Genomic DNA, 18,681 nt, shown 5'->3' on the forward strand with positions numbered 1-18,681 from the left:
TGACGAGGCGGGCGAAGCCCGAGGAGAAACAACGGACTGGGTGGGACACCCTGCCGTGGCTGTCGTTTCGTCCGGCAACCACGGCGATGGCGGGGCCGGGCGGAGCCCGGAGGAAACAAAAGGGAGGGCGGGTGGGACAAAACCACTTAGGCCCTGTTTAACCGGCTGACGGGAGTATGTGCCCCATGCGGGTGTTGATTGCCGAGGACGAGCGGGTGCTGGCCGATGTCGTGGCGGCGGGGCTGCGCCGGGAGACCATGGCGGTGGACGTCGTCTACGACGGGGACGCCGCGCTGGAACGGGCGATGACCCACGCCTACGACGTGATCGTGCTGGACCGGGACCTGCCGTCGATACACGGCGACGAGGTGTGCCGCCGCCTCGTCGCCGGCCGGGTGGCCGCCCGGATCATCATGCTGACCGCCTCCGGCGATCTGCGCTCCAAAGTCGAAGGGCTGACCCTCGGCGCGGACGACTACCTGCCGAAACCCTTCGACTTCCCGGAGCTGGTGGCCCGGCTGCGAGCGCTGGCGCGGCGTACCCAACTGGCCGTGCCGCCGGTGCTGGCCCGGGCCGGGGTCACCCTCGACCCGGCCAGGCGCGAGGTCTTCAGGGACGGCAGGTATGTCGCGCTCAGCCCGAAGGAGTTCGCCGTCCTGGAGGTGCTGCTGCGCGCCGACGGCAATGTGGTCAGCGCCGAGGAACTGCTGGAGAAGGCGTGGGATGAGAACATCAGCTACTTCACCAACTCGGTCCGGGTGACCGTCATGACCCTGCGCAGGAAGCTCGGCACCCCGGCCGTAATCGAGACGGTCACCGGCGCGGGATACCGCCTGTGAACGGCCGCAAGCTGCCGGTGCGCTGGCGGCTGACCCTCGTGTACGGCAGCCTGCTCTTCCTGACCACGGGCGTGCTGATGGTCATCAACTACCTGATGGTGCGCCAGATCCTCACCCAACGGTTCCTGATCAAGTTGCCGCCCACGCACAAGGCACTGATCGGAACCGCGGGGCCACCACGTCCGAACGTCTTGTTCATCCAGAGCATCGTCGAGGACGAGGTGGGCCGCTATGTGGACGTGGTGACCAGCTCGCTGGTCCAGTGGTCGATCCTGGCCACGGTGCTGATCGGCCTGGTCGGCCTGGCGATCGGCTGGGTGCTCGCGGGCCGCGCCCTGGCCCCCCTGCTGACCATGACCGAGACGGCCCGCCGCCTGTCCGACAGCACCCTCCACCAGCGCATCTCGATGGACGGCCCGCGCGACGAGATCAAGGACCTGGCCGACACCTTCGACTCCATGCTGGAACGCCTCGACCAGGCCTTCGACACCCAGCGCCGGTTCGTGGCCAACGCCTCGCACGAGCTCAAGACCCCGCTCGCGATCAACCGCGCCCTGCTCCAGGTCGGCTTCGCCGATCCGGTCGTCCCCCGGGCGCTGCGCCCGATCCGGGACGAGCTGCTGGCCGCCAACTCCCGCCAGGAGCAGCTCATCGAGGGCCTGCTCACGCTGGCGCACAGCGAACGCGAGCTCACCACCCGCCAGCCGGTCGACCTGCGCGACCTGGCCCACCCCGCGCTACTGGCCCACCATCTGCCGCGCCCCCGGAGCTGTCGCCCGGCACCCTGCGCGGGCGACGCCGTCCTACTGGAACGCATGATCGCCAACCTGGTGGACAACGCCGTCAAGTACAACGACGAGCGCGGCGAGGTGACCGTCCGCACCGGCGCGGACGCGACCACCACCTTCATCACCGTGGAGAACACCGGCCGCCAGATCGCCCCCGCCCAGATCCCCGCCCTCTTCGAACCGTTCCGCCGCCTCGACGCCGACCGCACCGGCTCGGCCACCGGCGCCGGCCTGGGCCTCTCCATCGTCCGCGCCGTCACCCGCGCCCACGGCGGCACCGTCACCGCCACCCCACTCGAAAAGGGCGGCCTCCGGGTAACCGTCAACCTCCGTCACTGAGTTTCCGTGTTTCTCAGTGATCCGTCCATTACTGGGCGGAGGTCCCCGTCTGATCCGGGCGGTGCCCGGTGCGGGGTAAACGTTTCGCAGCCACCGGCCCCGGCAGGCGGGGTCTTATGGTCGGCTCCACGTCCGTTTGGCGTCTCCGGGCCACTCCCGGCGACGGTGCGCTTCACCAGGGAAGCGAGATTGAGCGCGGCGTTCACGTCCCGGTCGACGATCAGGCCGCAGGTGGTGCAGGTGTAGGTGCGTTCGGAGAGGGCGAGTTTGGCTTTCACCGCGCCGCACCCGGAACACGTCTTACTGGAGGCGAACCAGCGGCCGGCCACCACCAACCGGCCACCGCCCCACGCGGTCTTGTAGGCGAGCTGGCGGCGGATCTCGGCGAACCCGGCGTCGGAGATCGCGCGGGCCAGCCGACGGTTCCGCACCATCCCGGCCACGTGCAGGTCTTCGACCACGACCGTGCCGCACTCGCCCGCCAGCGTCGTGGTGAGCTTGTGGATGGCATCGCGGCGCAGCGCGGCCACCCGGTGGTGGACCCGGTTGCGGGCGGCGTCGGCTTTTCGCCATCGGCCGGACGGTTTCTGTCCGGTGCGCCGGTCGGGGCCTTGTTTGCGGGAGACCGCGCGGGACAGGCGGCGCAGTTTTCGGGAGGCGGCGGCCAGGTGCCGGGGGTTGGCGACGGGCGGGCGGCCGTCGGAGTAGACGGCCAGGGTCTTGACGCCCAAGTCCACCCCCACCACCGCCTCTGGTCGTGAGGGCGTGGTGGTGGCACGTTCGACCTGCACGGAAAACGAGACGATCCAACGTCCGGCTTCCAGCCGGATGGTCGCTGAGCGGATCTGTGCGGTGCCCGCCTCGATCCGGCGGGCCAGCTTACGCGTGGACTCGTGGGTTTTGATCCGCCCGAGTACCGGCAGCACCACGTGGGTGCGGCCGTCCAGGCGGATGGTCCCGGTGGTGAACCGCACCGACATGGCCTTCTTGCGTTTGGACCGGAATCGGGGGAAGCCCACCTTCGGGCCCTTACGGGTGCCTTTCCTGGACTCGCTCCAGTTCGCCAACGCGGTGGCCAGCCGGTCCAGGCCGCAGGCGTAAGCCTCTTTGGAGTTCACCGCCCACCACGGCGCGACCTGCTGTTTGGCCCCGTTCCAGGCTTTACGCAGCGAATACATCGACCACGACAGCGGCGGGGTCAGCTGGGCATCGGGGACGCCGTAGGAACGTTCGGCCTCCCGCTGGGCCAGATTGGCCTTCACCCGCGCCAAGCCCCAGTTGAAGGCCAAACGGGCGGCGCCGCAATGGGAGCGGAGCATACGTCCCTGGCACGGGGTCGGATCCAGGGCGTATCGATAGGCGTGGACGACCCGCATCAACCCTCCCGGACCATCGTAACCCAAAGTAAACAATTGGCTACAGTTTACTATGGTCGTCATCATAGAAGGGTTATCTGAGCCCCGAAGCTCTCATTTCGCGGCTCAAAGCCCGGCCTGCGCATACCCCTGCCAACGCTTCGCCACGCCCTCGCGGGACGTCGACGCCTGACTCGGGGCCGCCGTGGGTCGCTAACCCTTCGACGTAGAGCTCTACCATCCCCTCCTCCATGCCGGTTCATCCCGGTGCTTTCCGGAACGTCGAGCCAGTCCAGCGCCTGGATAAAACATGACCGGTCAGTCCAGTGCCGGATAGAGCGTGACCATGTCGGGCACGTGCGAGGCGAAATCCGCCATCCGACGCGTCGGCACCCGTTCGGCGGTGACCTCGGCCGCGCGAATACGGTCAAGCCGGAACACCCGCACGTCATCCCGTAACCGGCACCAAGCCACCAGATACCAGACCCCGCCCCGCCCGCCGACGAACACGCCCGGCTCCACCGCCCGACTGCTCACCGCACCCCGCACATCGCCATACTCGATCTCCAGCACGACCCCGGCCAGCAGCGCCCCCTCGATCACGCGAGCGATCGGCCCGGCCGTGCGCGGTTCGAGCTCCTCACGCTCCGACATGCTGGACAACAACTGCACCCGAGTGGCCAGCTCCCGCGCACGCTCCCCATCGGCCACCGGCATCGCCGCCATCAACTTCCCCATCGCGCTCCTGGCCTGATCCGCGAAAGGCTGATCACCGGAACGATTGAGCGCGATCGCGATCGCCACCGCCTCCTCCGGACTGAAGTTGAGCGGCGGCAACGACATCGACCGATCCAGCACATAACCACCGCGCCGCCCACGCTCCGCGTAGATCGGCACCTGGGCCTGCTGCAACGCCAGAATGTCCCGCTCGATCGTGCGCGCGGTCACAGCGAACCGCTCCCCCAGTTCACGCGCGGACCGCGGACGCGGCGACACCGCCCGCAGAAGTTCAACAATCGCATAGAGCCGGTCGGTACGGTTCACACGCCGAACACTAGAACACACGACCGACAATTTCGGCCCGGACACAGCTCCGCAGCGTGACCCGAGACCAGCACCCTGATTGCCCAACGCCATCCTGTCGGACACTCAGAGAACCCGGATGCCCTTCGGCACCGGTACGGCCACAAGCGTGAACGGCGCCGGATAACGGCGAGCAACCTGTGTGAGGTGCCTCAGGTGGGCAGGGCCGCCGTAAGTTCGTCCATCCGCGCCTTGGAGGGCTCCGGATACCGCTCGGAGGTAAGCGTCGCACTGGTGATGCGATCCAGCCGGAACACCCGCACATCCTCGCGCAACCGGCACCACGCCACCAAATACCAGTAACCACCCCGCCCGCCCAGGAAGATGCTGGGCTCCACATCGCGGGTAGTGGGACCGGCCTTCCCGTCGTAGTCGATGCGCAGCACACGCCGCCCGGTCAGCGCGCGATCGATGGCGCGTTTGATCTCCTCGGTGGGATCGATCGTGTACCCACCGGGATCCAGGCGGATCGGCACGCCCTCGTCCTGAAGGCGGGCGATATCGCGGATGATCGTGCGCTTGCTGACACCGAGCCGGGTAGCGAGCTCCTTGGCGGACAGGGTGCCGCCAACGCGTAACTCCTCGACCAGCGCCGCTCGACGATCCATGACCCCGAAGCTACGCCGGGTGACCGACAATTCCGGCCGCAACACACCTAACCCCTCGGCCACATCCCCGTGTTCACGATGCGCTCCGGTTCGATTCCGCAGAGCACGGCACGCTCGCAGCCGTACCGCTGCCAGTCGAGCTGACCGGGCGCGTGCGCGTCCGAGTCGATCGAGAACACGCAGCCCATCTCGTACGCCAAGCGCATCAACCGCTTCGGCGGATCCAGCCGATCAGGACGCGAATTGATCTCCACAGCGACCTCGAACTGGCGGCACGCCTCGAAGACGATCTCGGCGTCGAACCGCGACTCCGGCCGCAGCCCGCCACGTTTCCCCCCGGCCTTGACAATCCTCCCCGTGCAGTGGCCGAGCACGTCCACATGCGGATTGGCGATGGCGGTGACCATCCGCCGGGTCATGTCGTCGGCGTCCATCTTGAGCTGCGAGTGCACGCTCGCCACCACCACGTCCACCCGTTCCAGCAGCTCCGCCTCCTGATCCAGCGAGCCGTCGGCCAGGATGTCGACCTCGATCCCCGACAGCAGCCGGAACGGCGCGAGCTTCTCACCCAGCGCGGCGATCACGTCCAGCTGCCGGTGGAGCCGGTCGGCCGACAAGCCGTTGGCCACAGTGAGGCGAGGCGAATGGTCGGTGATCGCGAGGTACTCGTGCCCGAGGGCGATCGCGGCGGCGGCCATCTCCTCGATCGGGGAACCGCCGTCGGACCAGTCCGAGTGACTGTGCAGGTCGCCCTTGAGCGCCTGCCGCAAAGAGGTCGCCGCCTCGTCCAGATCCTCGCCCGCGGTGGCCTCCAGGCGGCGCAGGTAGGTCGGCACCTGCCCGTCGAGGGCCTCGGCCACCGCCAGCGCGGTCACCTTGCCGACCCCTTTGAGCCCGGTCAGACCGCCGTCCCGCACCAGCAGCTGAAGTTCTTCCGGCGCCAGATCCGCGATCGTGGTCGCGGCCCCGCGAAAGGCCCGGACACGATAAGTTGGCTCCCCCGCGCGCTCCAGCAGGAACGCGATCCGCTTCAACGCCTCAACCGGATCCATGCGACGCACGCTACCGGCTAACACCACAATGGACCGTTCCGTAACGGTACGGATGGGAACCGCATCTAGATCTGTACCGTTTCATATCGCGACGGTAGTCTGTGCCGACCTCGATGAACATGGAGCCTTATGGCCGAGACCGGGGACGGAAGTCCCACCCCTCCTCCCTACGTCCCGCCACCGCCGCCGCCGGGGATGCCACCGGGCATGGCGGGCCCGATGATGATGCCGCCGCCACCCCCGCCGAAGAAGAGCTTCCGCTCCACGGCCATCAAGCTCGGCGCCATCGGCGTGCTCTCCACTCTGGTGGTCGGCTTCTGCGCCGCCACGAGCAGCTCCGACGAGGTGGACGCCGACTGCGTCGACATGGCCAACCCGCTCCCCGACGGCTCGTACCCGCTGGTCGACGACGACTTCTGCGACGACGACTACCGGCGCTCGCACGCCGCGTACGGCTGGTACTACGGCGGCGTCCTGGTGGGCAGGCACGTCCGCGGCGGCACCACGCTCCGCCCGGCCGACGCGCAGATCACCAGCAGGAGCGGCAAGGTGGTCCAGCGCGGCGGCTTCGGGTCGCACGGCAGCAGCGGGAGCTGACCGGTCGATGAGACGTCAGACCTCGGCGCCCCGCGAGAACTGGGTGTCCACGGTCGAGTCGCAGGGCCTGGCCTACCATCGGTCGGCTCATCCCGAGGGGTTGAGCAGGCCGTACTGGGACGAGAGCGTGCACTACGTGTTCGGCATGGACGAGGTGCTCGGCCTGGAGGCGCAGGTCGAGGAACTGCACCGGATGTGCCTGGCCGCGGTCGACTACGTGATCATCGGGAACCGGTTCGCCGAGTTCGCCATCCCGCCGGAGTGGCGCGAAGCCGTCGCCGACTCCTGGCGGCGCCGCGATCCGCACGTCTTCGGCCGCTTCGACCTCCGCTATGACGGCGCCGGACCGGCCAAGCTGCTGGAGTACAACGCGGACACCCCCACCAGCCTGCTGGAGAGCTCGGTGGTGCAGTGGTTCTGGCTGCAGGACGTGTTCCCCGACGACGACCAGTGGAACTCGATCCACGAGCGGCTGATCGACCGGTGGAAGGCGATCGGCCCGACCTTCCCCACCGGGCCGACCCATTTCGCCTGGACGAACATGGACCAGTCCGGCGAGGAAGCGATGACGCTGGGCTACCTGCAGGAGACCGCCCAGCAGGCCGGGCTGGCCACGCTCGCGATCGCCATGGAGGACATCGGCTGGGACGCGATCAACCGCCGCTTCGTGGACGACGAATACCGGGTGATCCGCTCGCTCTGCAAGCTCTACCCCTGGGAGTGGATCGTCGCCGAGCCGTTCGGCGGCCACGCGCTGCGGCTGCAGCCGTCGATGGCCTGGATCGAACCGCTCTGGAAGATGCTGCTGTCCAACAAGGCGCTGCTGGCGATCCTGTGGGAGATGTATCCCGGGCATCAGAACCTGCTGCCCGCCTATCTGGACAGCCCGCGCGACATCACCCGCTACATCCAGAAACCGCTGCTCGGCCGGGAGGGCGCGTCCATGCGGGTGGTCTCCCCGGAACACGCCGTCCAGACCTCCGGCGGGTACGGCGCCGAGGGCTTCGTCTACCAGGAGTTCCAGGCGTTGCCCGACTTCGACGGCCAGCGCCCGGTCCTCGGCGCCTGGGTCGTCGAGGACGAGGCCGCCGGGCTCGGCATCCGCGAGACCTCCGGCCTGATCACCGATGACACCTCCTCCTTCGTCCCCCACCGAATCAGCGGCTAGAACAAACGGAGCACCCCCCACATGGATACCCAATCCACCTCGTTCGGCGAGATTCTCGGCAACGGCGCGCTCGCCATCACGGCGTACGCGATCCTCGGCGTGCTGCTGCTCGTCGCCGGGTTCTACGTGATCGACCTGGCCACCCCGGGCCGGCTGAGCAAGATCATCCGAGAGGAGCGCAACCCCAACGCGACCGCGCTGACCGCCTCCGCGATGGCGGCGATCTCGCTCATCGTGGCCGCGTCGATCTTCTCCTCCGGTGGCGCGCTGCGGGAGGGCCTGATCGCGACGCTGGTCTTCGGCCTGATCGGCATCGCGGTGCAGACGGTCGGCATGATGGTCTTCGACAAGATCGCGGGCATCTCGGTCCGGGCGCTGGCCCAGGAGCCGACCCTGCAGCCGGCCACCATCCTGCTGTCGGTCACCCACGTCGCGATCGGCCTGATCACCGCGGTGGCCGTGATCTGACCGCGCGGAATATGCCGACAGTGAAATGCGCCCCCGGCGAAACCCGCTCCCATTTCCCGCCGTTCCTTATTACCGTCGATCGGGAAACGGAATTCACGATGGGAGCGGGTCATGGCCACAGCGGGATCCCCTGAGGGCGAGCACATCAGTCGGCGGTTGCTCAACGAACGCATCATCGTGCTCGGGCAGGAGGTCGACGACGAGATCGCCAACCGGATCTGCTCGGAACTCCTGCTGCTGACGGCCGACGACCCGAAACGCGACATTCAGCTTTACATCAATTCACCGGGCGGTTCCGTATACTCCGGAATGGCCATCTACGACGTCATGCAATACGTGCCCAACGATATCGTGACGGTGGCCATGGGAATGGCGGGCTCGATGGGCCAGTTCCTGCTCACGGCCGGGACGACCGGAAAACGATACGCGCTCCCGCACGCGCGCATCATCATGCACCAGCCGCACGGCGGCATCGGCGGCACGGCGGCGGACATCGCCATCCAGGCCGAGCAGATGCGCTACACCAAGAAACTCCTGGCCGAGCGCACCGCCTTCCACACCGGCCAGCCGCTGGAACGGATCGAGGCCGACGCCGACCGGGACCACTGGTTCACCGCCGAGGAGGCCAAGGAGTACGGCTTCATCGACCACGTGGTGGCCACCACCGCGCACGTGCCCGCCTGAGCGCGCTGTCCGATTCGTTCAAGACCGGCGTGCGACGACGCCCGTAACGTTCGGGATATGGCTCCAACATTCAATGTCATCGGAATAGTCGTCGCCGACATGGCCCGCGCGCTGGCCTTCTACCGGCGGCTCGGGCTCGACCTCCCCGCGGAGGCCGACACCGAACCGCACGTCGAGCTGACCCTGCCCGGCGGCCTGCGCCTGGTCTGGGACACCATCGACACGATCCGCTCCTTCGACCCCGCGTGGACCCCGCCGTCCGGCGGGTCGCGCGTGGGCCTGGCCTTCGCCTGCGCCTCCCCCGCCGAGGTCGACGAGGTATTCGCCCTGCTCGTGGACGCCGGATACGACGGACATCTCAAGCCGTGGGACGCCTTCTGGGGGCAGCGTTACGCCGTCGTGCACGATCCCGACGGCAACGCCGTGGACCTGTTCGCCCCGCTCGCCTAACAATCACGCCAAGCCAACCAGATCCGATCAGACCAGATCGCCGAGCGGGACCCCGGCCAGGCTGCGCACCTCGCGCGCCAGGTGCGCCTGGTCGGCGTAGCCGGTGGTGGCGGCCACGTCGGCGAAGGTCCGGCCGCTTCTGGCCAGTTCGAGGGCGCGGCCCAGGCGCAGGATGCGGGCCAGCGTCTTCGGGCCGTACCCGAACGCGGTCAGGCTGAGGCGGTGCAGCCGCCGCTCGCCCAGGCCCAGCGTCGCGGCGGTGGCGGTCACGCTGGCCCCGCCGTCGAGCAGGGCGGCGACCTCGCGGACCAGGGGGTCGACGCCGTCCAGCCGTTCGCCCGCGATCTCCTCGAGTCCCGCGGCGACCGAGTCCGCCTGCCGTACCCGATCGGTGAGGCGCCGGACCTCGGCGGCGGGCCACAGGTCGGCGAGCGGAACCCGCTGGTTGCGCAGCTCGGCGGCGGGGACGCGGAGCATCGCCGGCGCGGTGCCCGGCGCGAACCGCAGACCGGTGAACGAGGTGCCCGCTGAGACCTTCGTCACGAACGCTTCGGCGTCGGGACCGGCCACCAGCAGGGTGCCCTCGGTCCAGAGCAGATCCATGCAGCCGTCCGGGAGCACGCGGAGTTCGGCCTCCTCCGACACGCCGGAAGAGCGCCACAACACGGCCCCCGGGACCAGCGACGGGCGTTCCCGATACACGCCTCCAGGGTCTCACTTCGCCCGGAGGCGGCACCATCGTTTGTGACCTGGCACGCTTGTAGCGTGAATGACAGGGTCCGCGAGGACACAGCGCGGCGGCTGGACCGGGCGATGGGCAGCCTCGGCACGGCCGCGATGGCGCGCATGGAGGAGCAGCTCGCCTGGTATCGAGCCCTGTCGGCCGAGGACAGATCCTGGGTCGGTCTTGTGGCGCAGGCGGGCATCGCCGCGTTCGTGGAGTGGTTCGGCCACGCGGGCGAGGGGCGGCCCACGCCCAGCATCGAGTTCTTCGGCACCGCGCCGCGCGAGCTCAAACGCAGCGTCTCGCTGCAGCAGACCGTCGATCTGGTACGGATCGTGGTGGAGGTGGTGGAGGCCGAGGCCGACGAGCTGGCCGCCCCCGGCGGCGAGGAGCAGCTGCGCAACGCGATGCTGCGCTACACCCGCGACGTGGCCTTCGCCGCCGCCCAGGTGTATGCCCGCGAGGCCGAGGCCCGCGGCTCCTGGGACGCCCGCCTGGAGGCGCTGATCGTGGACGCGCTGGTCCGCGGCGAGGTCGACGACGGCCTGCACTCCTGGGCCGCCGCCCTCGGCTGGACCTCCGCCCCGGTCGTCGTCTTCGCCGGGTACGCCCCGGACGAGGACCCGCAGAGCGTCATCGACGGCCTGCGCGACAAGGGCCGCCGCGTCGGCCATGACCTGCTCGCCGGGGTGCAGGGCGAACGCCTGATCGTCATCGTCGGCGGCGCGGACAGCATCAAGGACGCCGCCAGGAGCGTGGTCCCCCGGTTCGCCGCGGGCCCCATCGTGATCGGCCCCGAGGTCTCCGACCTGCACGCCGCCGCCCGCTCCGCCCGCGCGGCCATCGCCGGGCTGCGCGCCGCCGCCGGCTGGCCGGACGCCCCCCGTCCGGTCCTGGCCGAGGACCTGCTGGCCGAACGCGCCATCGACGGCGACGAGGACGCCCGCGGCCAGCTGATCGAGAACGTCTTCAAACCCCTGGCCGGTACGCCCCTGCTCGACACCCTGGCCACCTATCTGGAACAGGGCACCTCGCTGGAGGCCACCGCCCGCCTGCTGTTCGTGCACCCGAACACCGTCAGGTACCGGCTGCGTAAGATCACCGAGCTGACCGGCTACCAGCCGACGGAGGGCAGGTCCGCATTTACCCTGCAGGTTGGCCTGATATTGGGTCGCCTGACCGTAACCTAGCCGAATCTGAGAAATGCCGGAGAAACCTGAACTGTAGGAACCAAACAAAATAGCCCACACCAACTTCGTGCACATCCCCATCAGTGTGGTGGACTTCTACAGGGCAGGGTTAGTGTGTGCTCGTCATCGTCGCGCCGGGACAAGGCGCCCAAACCCCAGGCTTCCTGAGTCCGTGGCTGGAGATCCCCGGCTTCCGCGACCGCCTGTCGGCGTGGTCGGAGATCGCCGATCTCGATCTGGCCGGGTTCGGCACCACCGCGACCGCCGACGAGATCCGGGACACCGCGGTGGCCCAGCCGCTGCTGGTGGCCGCCGCGCTGGCCGCGTACGAGACGCTTGGCGTGACCCCGGATCTGGTGGCCGGGCACAGCGTGGGCGAGTTCTCCGCCGCGACCATCGCCGGGGCCCTCACCGCCGAGCAGGCACTGACCCTGATCCGGGAGCGCGCGCAGGCGATGGCCGAGGCGGCCACCGCCACCGCGACCGGGATGACCGCCGTGCTCGGCGGCGTGGACGTGCTCGAATCCATCGAGAAGCACGGCCTGACCCCCGCCAACATCAACGGCGCCGGGCAGATCGTGGCCGGCGGCACGCTGGCCCAGCTGGAGGCCTTCACGGCCGATCCGCCGCAGCGGGCCCGGCTGAGACCGCTCTCGGTGGCGGGCGCCTTCCACACCGAGCACATGGAGCCCGCCGTCGCCCAGCTGCGCGCGGCCGCCGCCGGGGTGACCCCGGCCGACCCGGTCGTGAAGCTGCTCTCCAACGCCGACGGCGCGTCGGTCGAGTCCGGCGCCGACCTGCTGGAGCGCCTGATCGCCCAGGTCAGCCGCCCGGTCCGGTGGGACCTGTGCATGGAGACGATGGCGGCCCAGGGCGTCACCACGATGATCGAGCTGCTGCCCGGCGGCACGCTGGCGGGGCTGGCCAAACGCGCCCTGACCGGCGTGCGGACCGTGGCGCTCAAGACCCCCGAGGACCTGGAAACCGCACGAACCGCCGCCAAGGAGGCATTGCAGTGAAGCTTCCCGCGGGCGCGCCAGGCGCGAAGGTGCTGGCGTTCGGGCACTACCAGCCCGCCAACGTGGTCACCAACGACGACCTCTCCAAGATCATCGAAACCAACGACGAGTGGATCCAGAGCCGGGTCGGGATCAAGGAACGACGGTTCGCCGCGCCCGAGGAGTCCGAGATCGACCTGGCCGTCCAGGCGGGCGGCAAGGCGCTGGCCGCCAGCGGCCTGGCCGCCGCCGACATCGACCTGGTGATCGTGGCCAGCTGCACGCTGGAGACCCAGATCCCCAACGCCGCGGGGCGGGTCGCGCACCGGCTGGGCATCGACGCGCCGGGAGCCTACGACGTCAACGCGGCCTGCGCCGGCTTCTGCTACGCGCTGGCCTCGGCCAGCGACGCCATCCGGGCCGGCTCGGCCAGGAACGTGCTGATCGTCGGGACCGAGAAGTTCACCCAGTGGGTGGACATCCAGGACCGGGCCACTTCGGTGATCTTCGCGGACGGCGCGGGCGCGGCCGTGGTGGTGCCGTCCGAGACGGCCGGCATCGGTCCGGTGGTGTGGGGCAGCGCGGGCGACAAGGCCGACGCGATCACGATCAAGGACCGGCACTCGGCGCTGCACCAGGAAGGCCAGACCGTGTTCCGCTGGGCCACCACGGCCCTTCACCCGATCGCCAAACAGGCGTGCGAGGCTGCGGGGGTGGACCCCGCCGAACTCGCCGCCTTCGTGCCCCACCAGGCCAATCTGCGCATCATCGAGGCGATCGCCCGCAAACTGGGCGCCGACAACGCGGTCGTCGCCAAGGACATCGTGCTGGCCGGCAACACCTCGGCCGCGTCCATCCCGCTCGCGCTGTCCCGCATGATCGAGCGCGGCGAGGTGCCCTCGGGCGGCCTGGCCCTGCTGCTCGGCTTCGGCGCAGGACTGACCTACGCCTCGCAGGTCATCGAGATCCCCTGAGACTTGTACGGCTCCGGCCGTGCGGAACCCCAGAAAACCACCCTGAAGGAGATACGGCGACATGGCAGTGACCGAGCAGGAGATCCTCGCGGGCCTCGGCAAGATCATCAATGAGATCACCGGCATCCCGGCCTCGGACGTGACCCCGGAGAAGAGCTTCGTGGACGACCTCGACATCGACTCGCTCTCCATGGTCGAGATCGCGGTGGCGGCCCAGGACGAGTTCGGCGCGGAGATCCCCGACGACCAGCTCAAGCACCTGAAGACCGTCAAGGACGTCGTCAACTTCATTCAGGGCTGACCTGACCCCGGAGCCGCTGAGGCTCCCCCCTGATCGGCGCGAGTTATGAGGAGTGCAGACAAGTGAGTACAGACCGGGTGCGTGTCGTTGTCACCGGGCTCGGCGCGACCACGCCCCTCGGTGGAGACGTCGCCTCGACCTGGTCGGCGCTCCTCGACGGGCGGTCGGGCGTTCGGCCCCTCACCGAGGACTGGGTCGACTCCGTTCCGGTGAAGTTCGCCGGGCGGGTCGCCGTCGAACCGGGCGAGGTCCTCCCCAGGCCGGAGGCCAGGCGGCTGGACCGGGCCGAGCAGTTCGCGCTGATCGCCTCGCGGGAGGCCTGGCGGGACGCGGGCGCCCCCGAGGTCGAGCCGACCAGGCTGGGCGTCGTCGTCGGCAGCGGGATCGGTGGCATCACCACGATCCTCGACGCGTACGACACGTTCAAGGAGAAGGGCTGGACCCGCCTGTCGCCGTTCACCGTGCCCATGCTCATGCCCAACGGCTCGGCCGGCTGGATCGGCATCGACATCGGCGCCAAGGGTGGCGTGCACGCCACCGTCAGCGCCTGCGCCACCGGCGCGGAAGCCATCGGGTACGGCATCGACATGATCAGGTCCGGCCGGTGCGACGTGGTCGTGGCGGGCGGCGCCGAGGCGGCCATCCACCCGCTGAACATCGGGTCGTTCGCCGCGATGCGCGCCATGTCCACCCGCAACGACGAGCCGCACCGCGCGTCCCGGCCGTTCGACAAGGGCCGGGACGGGTTCGTGCTCGGCGAGGGCGCCGGCATCGTCGTGCTGGAGTCCGAGGAGCACGCCAGGGCGCGCGGCGCGAAGGTCTACGCGGTGGCCGCGGGGGTCGGATACTCCTCCGACGCCCACCACATCGCGCAGCCGGAGCCGAGCGGCGCGGGCGTCCAGCTGGCGATGAGCCGGGTGCTCGCCGACGCCGGGCTGTCCGGCGCCGACATCAGGCACGTCAACGCGCACGCGACGTCCACCCCCGCGGGTGACGTGGTCGAGACCATCGCGATCAAGGAGTCCATCGGGGCGCACCCGATCGTCACCGCGACCAAGTCGATGACCGGCCACCTGCTCGGCGGCGCGGGCGGCATCGAGTCCATCTTCACCATCCTGGCGCTCAACGACCGGATCGTCCCGCCCACCATCAACGTGGACGACCTCGACGACGGCGTCGAAGTGGACATCGCGCGCGGCGAACCGCGCAAGCTCCCCGACGGGCAGATCGCCGCGGTCAACAACTCCTTCGGGTTCGGCGGGCACAACGTCGCCGTCGCCTTCACCACGCTTTGAGAGGCACGCAGATGACGGTTGTCGACAACAGGGTGGTGACCCCGTCCTCCGATCAGGAGGCCGAGGATCCCCGCGATCCCCAGGTCCGGCTGGGCCACCTCCTGGACGAGGGCTCGATCCGGCCGATCTCGCCCGAGGACAAGAGCGGCGTGTTCGCCGTGACCGGCCGCATCGAGGGCGTCCCCGTGGTCGCCTTCTGCAGTGACGCCCGGGTGCAGGGCGGCGCGATGGGCAGCGAAGGCTGCGAGCACATCGTGCACGCCTACGACGTGGCGGTCCGCGAGCGCGTCCCCGTCATCGGGGTCTGGCACTCCGGCGGGGCCCGGCTGGCCGAAGGCGTGGAGTCGCTGCACGCCGTCGGCCGGGTGTTCGCCGCGATGACCAAGGCCTCCGGCGTCGTCCCGCAGATCTCCGTCGTCGTCGGCGCCGCCGCCGGTGGCGCCGCCTACGGCCCCGCGCTCACCGACATCGTCGTCCTGGCCGACCAGGGCCGCATCTTCGTCACCGGCCCCGACGTGGTCCGCAGCGTCACCGGCGAGCAGATCGACATGGCCGCGCTCGGCGGCCCCGAGCCGCACAGCAAGCGCAGCGGCGTCGTGCACGTGGTCACCAAGACCGAGGCCGAAGCCCTGCTGCGGGCCCGCGAGCTGGCCAGCCTGCTCGGCCACCAGGGCCGGGTGCGCGCGGTCGAGGAGGTCGACTTCTCCGCGCTGCTGCCCGACAACCCGCGCCGCGCCTACGACGTGCACCCGCTGATCAACGGTCTGCTGGACGACCCCGGTGTCGAACTCCATCCCAAGTGGGCTCCCAACATCGTCACCACCCTCGGCCGCCTCGGCGGCCGCACGGTCGGCGTCGTCGCCAACAACCCGATGCGCCTCGGCGGCTGCCTCGACTCCGCCTCCGCCGAAAAAGCCGCCCGATTTGTACGGATGTGCGATGCCTTCGGGGTCCCCCTGATCGTCCTCGTCGACGTGCCCGGCTACCTTCCCGGCGTCGGCCAGGAACACGACGGCGTGGTCCGCCGCGGCGCCAAGCTCCTGCACGCCTTCGCCGAAGCCTCGGTCCCGCGCGTCACCCTGGTGACCCGCAAGGCGTACGGCGGCGCCTACATCGCGATGAACTCCCGCTCCCTGGGCGCCACCCGCGTCTTCGCCTGGCCCACCGCCGTGGTGGCCGTGATGGGCGCGGTCGCCGCCGTCCGCATCCTCAAGCGCCGCGACCTGGCCGCCGCTCCCGAGGAGGAGCGCGCCGAACTGGAAGCCCGCCTCGCCGAGGAACACGAGAAGGTCGCCGGCGGCCTCTCCCGCGCGGTCGACCTCGGCGTCGTGGACGAGGTGATCGAGCCCAGCGAGACCCGGGGCGCCATCGCCAAGGTCCTCGCCCAGGCGACACCGGCTCGGGGAGCCCACGGCAACATCCCGCTGTAACCGCTCCCGACAGGGCGCCCGGCACACGCCTCGGGCGCCCTTTCCGTGTCCTTCAGCTCACATCGAAACGGCTCGGTCAGCTTCGGCCGCTGGGATGCGCCGACTCCTGGCAACCGAGACGGGCTAGGCCGTCGGCGCGTTCGTTCTCCGGGTGTCCGCTGTGCCCGCGGACCCAGAGCCATTCGACCTGGTGCCGCTGGGCCGCGGACTCCAGGCGCCGCCACAGGTCGGCGTTCTTGACCGGCTCCTTCCCGGCCGTCAGCCACCCGTTGCGCTTCCACCCCGCCAGCCACCTGGTAATACCGTTACGCACATACTGGCTGTCGGTGTGCAGACGGACTTCGGATGGCCTGGTCAGCGTCTCCAACGCCATGATCGCGGCCATGAGCTCCATCCGGTTGTTGGTCGTGTCCGCCTCGCCGCCGCGGAGTTCCCGGTCGTGCTTGCCGTACTGGAGAATCACCCCCCAGCCCCCTGGCCCGGGATTGCCACGGCACGCGCCATCGGTGTACGCCTCCACCACCTGAACACCGCCCATCGGCCCACACTATCGCCGCCGGGGAGAGCCGGCCCCTGCGAGCACCCCACCATCAGCCCAGCCGAACGTCCCGATGTTCGCGGGCGGGAGATCGCCCCGCCTCGTCCGGCGGGGTGCCGAGGAGGTACGCGACGACGTCGGCGGCGGCGTAGTCATCTGGCAGGTCGTCGAGGAAGGCCAGGTCCTGGCCGAGGGTGAGCAGCGGCGGCTCCCGGTAGCCGTCCGGACGGCGCTGCCCGAACCCGATGGCGGCCGCCAGCCCGTTACACAGGCACCTTCGCCCCACCGTGTCCTCGACGGCCCCGCCCTTACGGAGGTAGATGTCGATCGGCTCGGCCGGGCACCGGTAGCCGATCGTGGCGTCCGGCTTGACGTACGGAGTGCGCAGGTGGCCGAGGTCGCACAGGCGGGGGCGGTCGGCATGAAGACCCGGATCGGACAAGGTGCCGGGCACTGCGGCCACTTTGAAGGGGAAGCCGGTCGGGGAGGCGTACGGGTCGTTGCGGACCAGGAGAGAGCCGTTCCTGGCCTGCCGGAGCAGGCGCAGCCTGAGCTCGGCGTCGAGGCCGGACTCCCGGCACAGCGCGAAGGCCGACCCCGCCTGGATGCCGGCGGCCCCGGCGGACAGAGCCGCGGCCAGCCCGGCCGGAGTACCGTAGCCGCCGGCGAGCCAGAAGGGCAGCCCGAGCGCCGCGGTCTTGCCGGTGTCAGCCCAGTCGCGCGGCCCGTACACCGGCTCGCCCGTCTCGCCCAGCCGCATCCGGCCGCGCGGTGGCGCGCTGTGCCCGCCGGCCACCGAGGTCTCCAGGACGAACCCGTCCGGCCGGGTGAGCGGCGCACGCGCGAGGTACGCGGCCAGGACGTCGGAGGAGACGATGGCGAGGAACCGGGGCCTGGGCAGCGGCGGGAGCGTCGCGCCCAGCATCGCGGGCGGGTCGAAGGTCACGACGTGGCGATCGTCGGCGCCGGCGCCGGCCACGGTGACCGGCAGCTCCACCGGACGGTGCGCGGCGAGCGCGTCGAGCAGCCAGGGGATCTTCGTCGGGATGCCCGCGCCCATGAGCACGTAGTCGACGCCCGCGAGCATCGCGCCATAGACCGCGGCGGGCGTGGCCATCTGGATCTTCTCCAGGTAGTTGACCCCGACCTGGCCGCCGTGCCCCTCCTTGGCGAGAAACACCTCGGCGAAGTTCGCCGCGACGGCGAGCTCGGCCCTGGCCTGATGCGGGCGGACCCCGAGCCGCGGCACCGGCCGGTACGGCGCGTCCGCGTCGATGCCGCCGGAGACGAAATAGCGGGCGAGCACCCGCTCGGCGATCTCAGGCACCGGGAAGTGCGACAGCGCCCGACGCATGTGCCCGTCCGGGTCTCCCTGCTGCAGCCGCCGCGAGAGCGTGATGTCCAGGGCGACGCCGGAGACGACGCCGAGCTGCCCGGTCCGGGCGACGGCTCGCGCCAGCCGCCACCCGGAGACGCCCACCCCCATGCCGCCCTGGACGATGGCGGGGAGCACCTGGTGGGGCGATGCCGCCTCAGACATGCCGGACGCGGACGGTGTCGGTGAAATGCTGGGCGATGGCCAACGCTACGACCTCCTGCTTGTTAGGGATTCGATCGCATTACATCGGCCCGGCAGCCGCCCGATGCAGTGACCAAGGTCCCGAAGCGAGGGACCAGAGGTCATCTGCACGGGCCTACGAGCGGAAGGCGAGCACCAGGCCCGTCATGATCAACCCGACTCCGGCTCCCATCGCCGGCGGCGGCTACCGTCCACCATCTCCCCGTGGTTCCGCTCGGTCT

The 18,681-nt window shown here is 70.0% G+C and carries 20 protein-coding genes; 13 read left to right on the forward strand and 7 right to left on the reverse strand.

Features of this window, described 5'->3' with window-relative positions; translation table 11 throughout:
- Positions 1-185 precede the first annotated feature (185 nt).
- The gene (locus ABGB08_RS09015; RefSeq protein ID WP_347588306.1) at positions 186-839 is read left to right on the forward strand and encodes a response regulator transcription factor; all 654 of its coding nucleotides are present in this window, start codon (positions 186-188) and stop codon (positions 837-839) included.
- Entirely contained in the window at positions 836-1,966 is a 1,131-nt protein-coding gene (locus ABGB08_RS09020; protein WP_347588308.1) for a HAMP domain-containing sensor histidine kinase, read from the forward strand. The genes ABGB08_RS09015 and ABGB08_RS09020 overlap by 4 nt, the downstream gene beginning before the upstream one ends.
- On the opposite strand, the gene tnpB is transcribed toward ABGB08_RS09020, so the two are convergent.
- The 4 genes from tnpB to ABGB08_RS09040 all read right to left on the reverse strand — a co-directional run bounded on the left by tnpB (position 1,960) and on the right by ABGB08_RS09040 (position 6,064).
- Positions 1,960-3,342, reverse strand: coding sequence for an IS607 family element RNA-guided endonuclease TnpB (gene tnpB, locus ABGB08_RS09025; RefSeq protein ID WP_347588310.1), 1,383 nt, complete (start codon positions 3,340-3,342; stop codon positions 1,960-1,962). The genes ABGB08_RS09020 and tnpB overlap by 7 nt on opposite strands.
- 297 nt (positions 3,343-3,639) lie before the next feature.
- Positions 3,640-4,410 carry a WYL domain-containing protein gene (locus ABGB08_RS09030; protein ID WP_347588312.1) on the reverse strand — a complete coding sequence of 257 codons (771 nt, stop codon included), beginning with the start codon at positions 4,408-4,410 and terminating at the stop codon, positions 3,640-3,642.
- A 146-nt stretch (positions 4,411-4,556) separates the two neighbouring features.
- Complete coding sequence (locus tag ABGB08_RS09035) at positions 4,557-5,012, reverse strand: WYL domain-containing protein (protein WP_347588314.1); 456 nt, start codon at positions 5,010-5,012, stop codon at positions 4,557-4,559.
- 47 nt (positions 5,013-5,059) lie between these two features.
- The gene (locus tag ABGB08_RS09040; RefSeq protein WP_347588316.1) at positions 5,060-6,064 is read right to left on the reverse strand and encodes a PHP domain-containing protein; all 1,005 of its coding nucleotides are present in this window, start codon (positions 6,062-6,064) and stop codon (positions 5,060-5,062) included.
- 129 nt (positions 6,065-6,193) lie between these two features.
- Here ABGB08_RS09040 and ABGB08_RS09045 point away from each other — a divergent pair, with 129 nt between their 5' ends.
- The 5 genes from ABGB08_RS09045 (at position 6,194) to ABGB08_RS09065 (ending at position 9,431) form a co-directional block, all read left to right on the forward strand.
- Positions 6,194-6,661, forward strand: coding sequence for a hypothetical protein (locus tag ABGB08_RS09045; RefSeq protein WP_347588318.1), 468 nt, complete (start codon positions 6,194-6,196; stop codon positions 6,659-6,661).
- A gap of 7 nt (positions 6,662-6,668) precedes the next feature.
- The gene (locus tag ABGB08_RS09050; protein WP_347588320.1) at positions 6,669-7,829 is read left to right on the forward strand and encodes a glutathionylspermidine synthase family protein; all 1,161 of its coding nucleotides are present in this window, start codon (positions 6,669-6,671) and stop codon (positions 7,827-7,829) included.
- A 21-nt stretch (positions 7,830-7,850) separates the two neighbouring features.
- Positions 7,851-8,297 (forward strand): DUF350 domain-containing protein, encoded by a 447-nt coding sequence (locus tag ABGB08_RS09055; RefSeq protein WP_155361739.1) that lies wholly within the window; start codon positions 7,851-7,853, stop codon positions 8,295-8,297.
- Positions 8,298-8,408: 111 nt separating this feature from the next.
- Positions 8,409-8,981 (forward strand): ATP-dependent Clp protease proteolytic subunit, encoded by a 573-nt coding sequence (locus ABGB08_RS09060; protein WP_347588323.1) that lies wholly within the window; start codon positions 8,409-8,411, stop codon positions 8,979-8,981.
- A gap of 57 nt (positions 8,982-9,038) precedes the next feature.
- Positions 9,039-9,431: a VOC family protein gene (locus ABGB08_RS09065; protein ID WP_347588325.1), complete on the forward strand. Its 393-nt coding sequence runs from the start codon at positions 9,039-9,041 to the stop codon at positions 9,429-9,431.
- A 27-nt stretch (positions 9,432-9,458) separates the two neighbouring features.
- On the opposite strand, the gene ABGB08_RS09070 is transcribed toward ABGB08_RS09065, so the two are convergent.
- Positions 9,459-10,133, reverse strand: coding sequence for a DUF6597 domain-containing transcriptional factor (locus ABGB08_RS09070; protein ID WP_347588327.1), 675 nt, complete (start codon positions 10,131-10,133; stop codon positions 9,459-9,461).
- A 111-nt stretch (positions 10,134-10,244) separates the two neighbouring features.
- On the opposite strand from ABGB08_RS09070, the gene ABGB08_RS09075 reads away from it, so the two are divergent.
- The 6 genes from ABGB08_RS09075 (at position 10,245) to ABGB08_RS09100 (ending at position 16,343) form a co-directional block, all read left to right on the forward strand.
- Positions 10,245-11,345 (forward strand): helix-turn-helix domain-containing protein, encoded by a 1,101-nt coding sequence (locus ABGB08_RS09075; RefSeq protein ID WP_155344139.1) that lies wholly within the window; start codon positions 10,245-10,247, stop codon positions 11,343-11,345.
- 116 nt (positions 11,346-11,461) lie between these two features.
- Positions 11,462-12,364, forward strand: coding sequence for an ACP S-malonyltransferase (locus ABGB08_RS09080; protein ID WP_347588329.1), 903 nt, complete (start codon positions 11,462-11,464; stop codon positions 12,362-12,364).
- Positions 12,361-13,317, forward strand: a complete 957-nt coding sequence (locus ABGB08_RS09085) for a beta-ketoacyl-ACP synthase III (RefSeq protein WP_347588331.1) — start codon at positions 12,361-12,363, stop codon at positions 13,315-13,317. Before ABGB08_RS09080 ends, ABGB08_RS09085 begins: the two co-directional genes overlap by 4 nt.
- Positions 13,318-13,378: 61 nt before the next feature.
- On the forward strand, positions 13,379-13,618 hold the full coding sequence (locus tag ABGB08_RS09090; RefSeq protein WP_155343959.1) for an acyl carrier protein: 240 nt from the start codon (positions 13,379-13,381) through the stop codon (positions 13,616-13,618).
- 62 nt (positions 13,619-13,680) lie between these two features.
- Entirely contained in the window at positions 13,681-14,913 is a 1,233-nt protein-coding gene (gene fabF, locus ABGB08_RS09095) for a beta-ketoacyl-ACP synthase II (protein WP_347588333.1), read from the forward strand.
- 11 nt (positions 14,914-14,924) lie between these two features.
- Positions 14,925-16,343: a carboxyl transferase domain-containing protein gene (locus ABGB08_RS09100; protein WP_347588336.1), complete on the forward strand. Its 1,419-nt coding sequence runs from the start codon at positions 14,925-14,927 to the stop codon at positions 16,341-16,343.
- Between the two features lie 76 nt (positions 16,344-16,419).
- Here ABGB08_RS09100 and rnhA read toward each other — a convergent pair whose 3' ends face one another.
- Positions 16,420-16,881: a ribonuclease HI gene (rnhA, locus tag ABGB08_RS09105; RefSeq protein ID WP_347588338.1), complete on the reverse strand. Its 462-nt coding sequence runs from the start codon at positions 16,879-16,881 to the stop codon at positions 16,420-16,422.
- A gap of 52 nt (positions 16,882-16,933) precedes the next feature.
- Positions 16,934-18,421 (reverse strand): nitronate monooxygenase, encoded by a 1,488-nt coding sequence (locus ABGB08_RS09110; RefSeq protein ID WP_347588340.1) that lies wholly within the window; start codon positions 18,419-18,421, stop codon positions 16,934-16,936.
- Positions 18,422-18,681: the final 260 nt, after the last annotated feature.

It is taken from the genome of Acrocarpospora sp. B8E8, assembly GCF_039871605.1.
Classification (GTDB): Bacteria; Actinomycetota; Actinomycetes; order Streptosporangiales; family Streptosporangiaceae; genus Acrocarpospora; species Acrocarpospora macrocephala.

Coding starts and splice junctions, on each gene's coding strand:
- ABGB08_RS09100 (WP_347588336.1), top strand. CDS start 14,925: ATGACGGTTGTCGACAACAGGGTGGTGACCCCGTCCTCCGATCAGGAG.
- ABGB08_RS09050 (WP_347588320.1), top strand. CDS start 6,669: ATGAGACGTCAGACCTCGGCGCCCCGCGAGAACTGGGTGTCCACGGTC.
- ABGB08_RS09015 (WP_347588306.1), top strand. CDS start 186: ATGCGGGTGTTGATTGCCGAGGACGAGCGGGTGCTGGCCGATGTCGTG.
- ABGB08_RS09040 (WP_347588316.1), bottom strand. CDS start 6,064: ATGGATCCGGTTGAGGCGTTGAAGCGGATCGCGTTCCTGCTGGAGCGC.
- ABGB08_RS09035 (WP_347588314.1), bottom strand. CDS start 5,012: ATGGATCGTCGAGCGGCGCTGGTCGAGGAGTTACGCGTTGGCGGCACC.
- ABGB08_RS09045 (WP_347588318.1), top strand. CDS start 6,194: ATGGCCGAGACCGGGGACGGAAGTCCCACCCCTCCTCCCTACGTCCCG.
- ABGB08_RS09090 (WP_155343959.1), top strand. CDS start 13,379: ATGGCAGTGACCGAGCAGGAGATCCTCGCGGGCCTCGGCAAGATCATC.
- tnpB (WP_347588310.1), bottom strand. CDS start 3,342: ATGCGGGTCGTCCACGCCTATCGATACGCCCTGGATCCGACCCCGTGC.
- ABGB08_RS09055 (WP_155361739.1), top strand. CDS start 7,851: ATGGATACCCAATCCACCTCGTTCGGCGAGATTCTCGGCAACGGCGCG.
- ABGB08_RS09075 (WP_155344139.1), top strand. CDS start 10,245: ATGGGCAGCCTCGGCACGGCCGCGATGGCGCGCATGGAGGAGCAGCTC.
- ABGB08_RS09060 (WP_347588323.1), top strand. CDS start 8,409: ATGGCCACAGCGGGATCCCCTGAGGGCGAGCACATCAGTCGGCGGTTG.
- ABGB08_RS09065 (WP_347588325.1), top strand. CDS start 9,039: ATGGCTCCAACATTCAATGTCATCGGAATAGTCGTCGCCGACATGGCC.
- rnhA (WP_347588338.1), bottom strand. CDS start 16,881: ATGGGCGGTGTTCAGGTGGTGGAGGCGTACACCGATGGCGCGTGCCGT.
- ABGB08_RS09110 (WP_347588340.1), bottom strand. CDS start 18,421: ATGTCTGAGGCGGCATCGCCCCACCAGGTGCTCCCCGCCATCGTCCAG.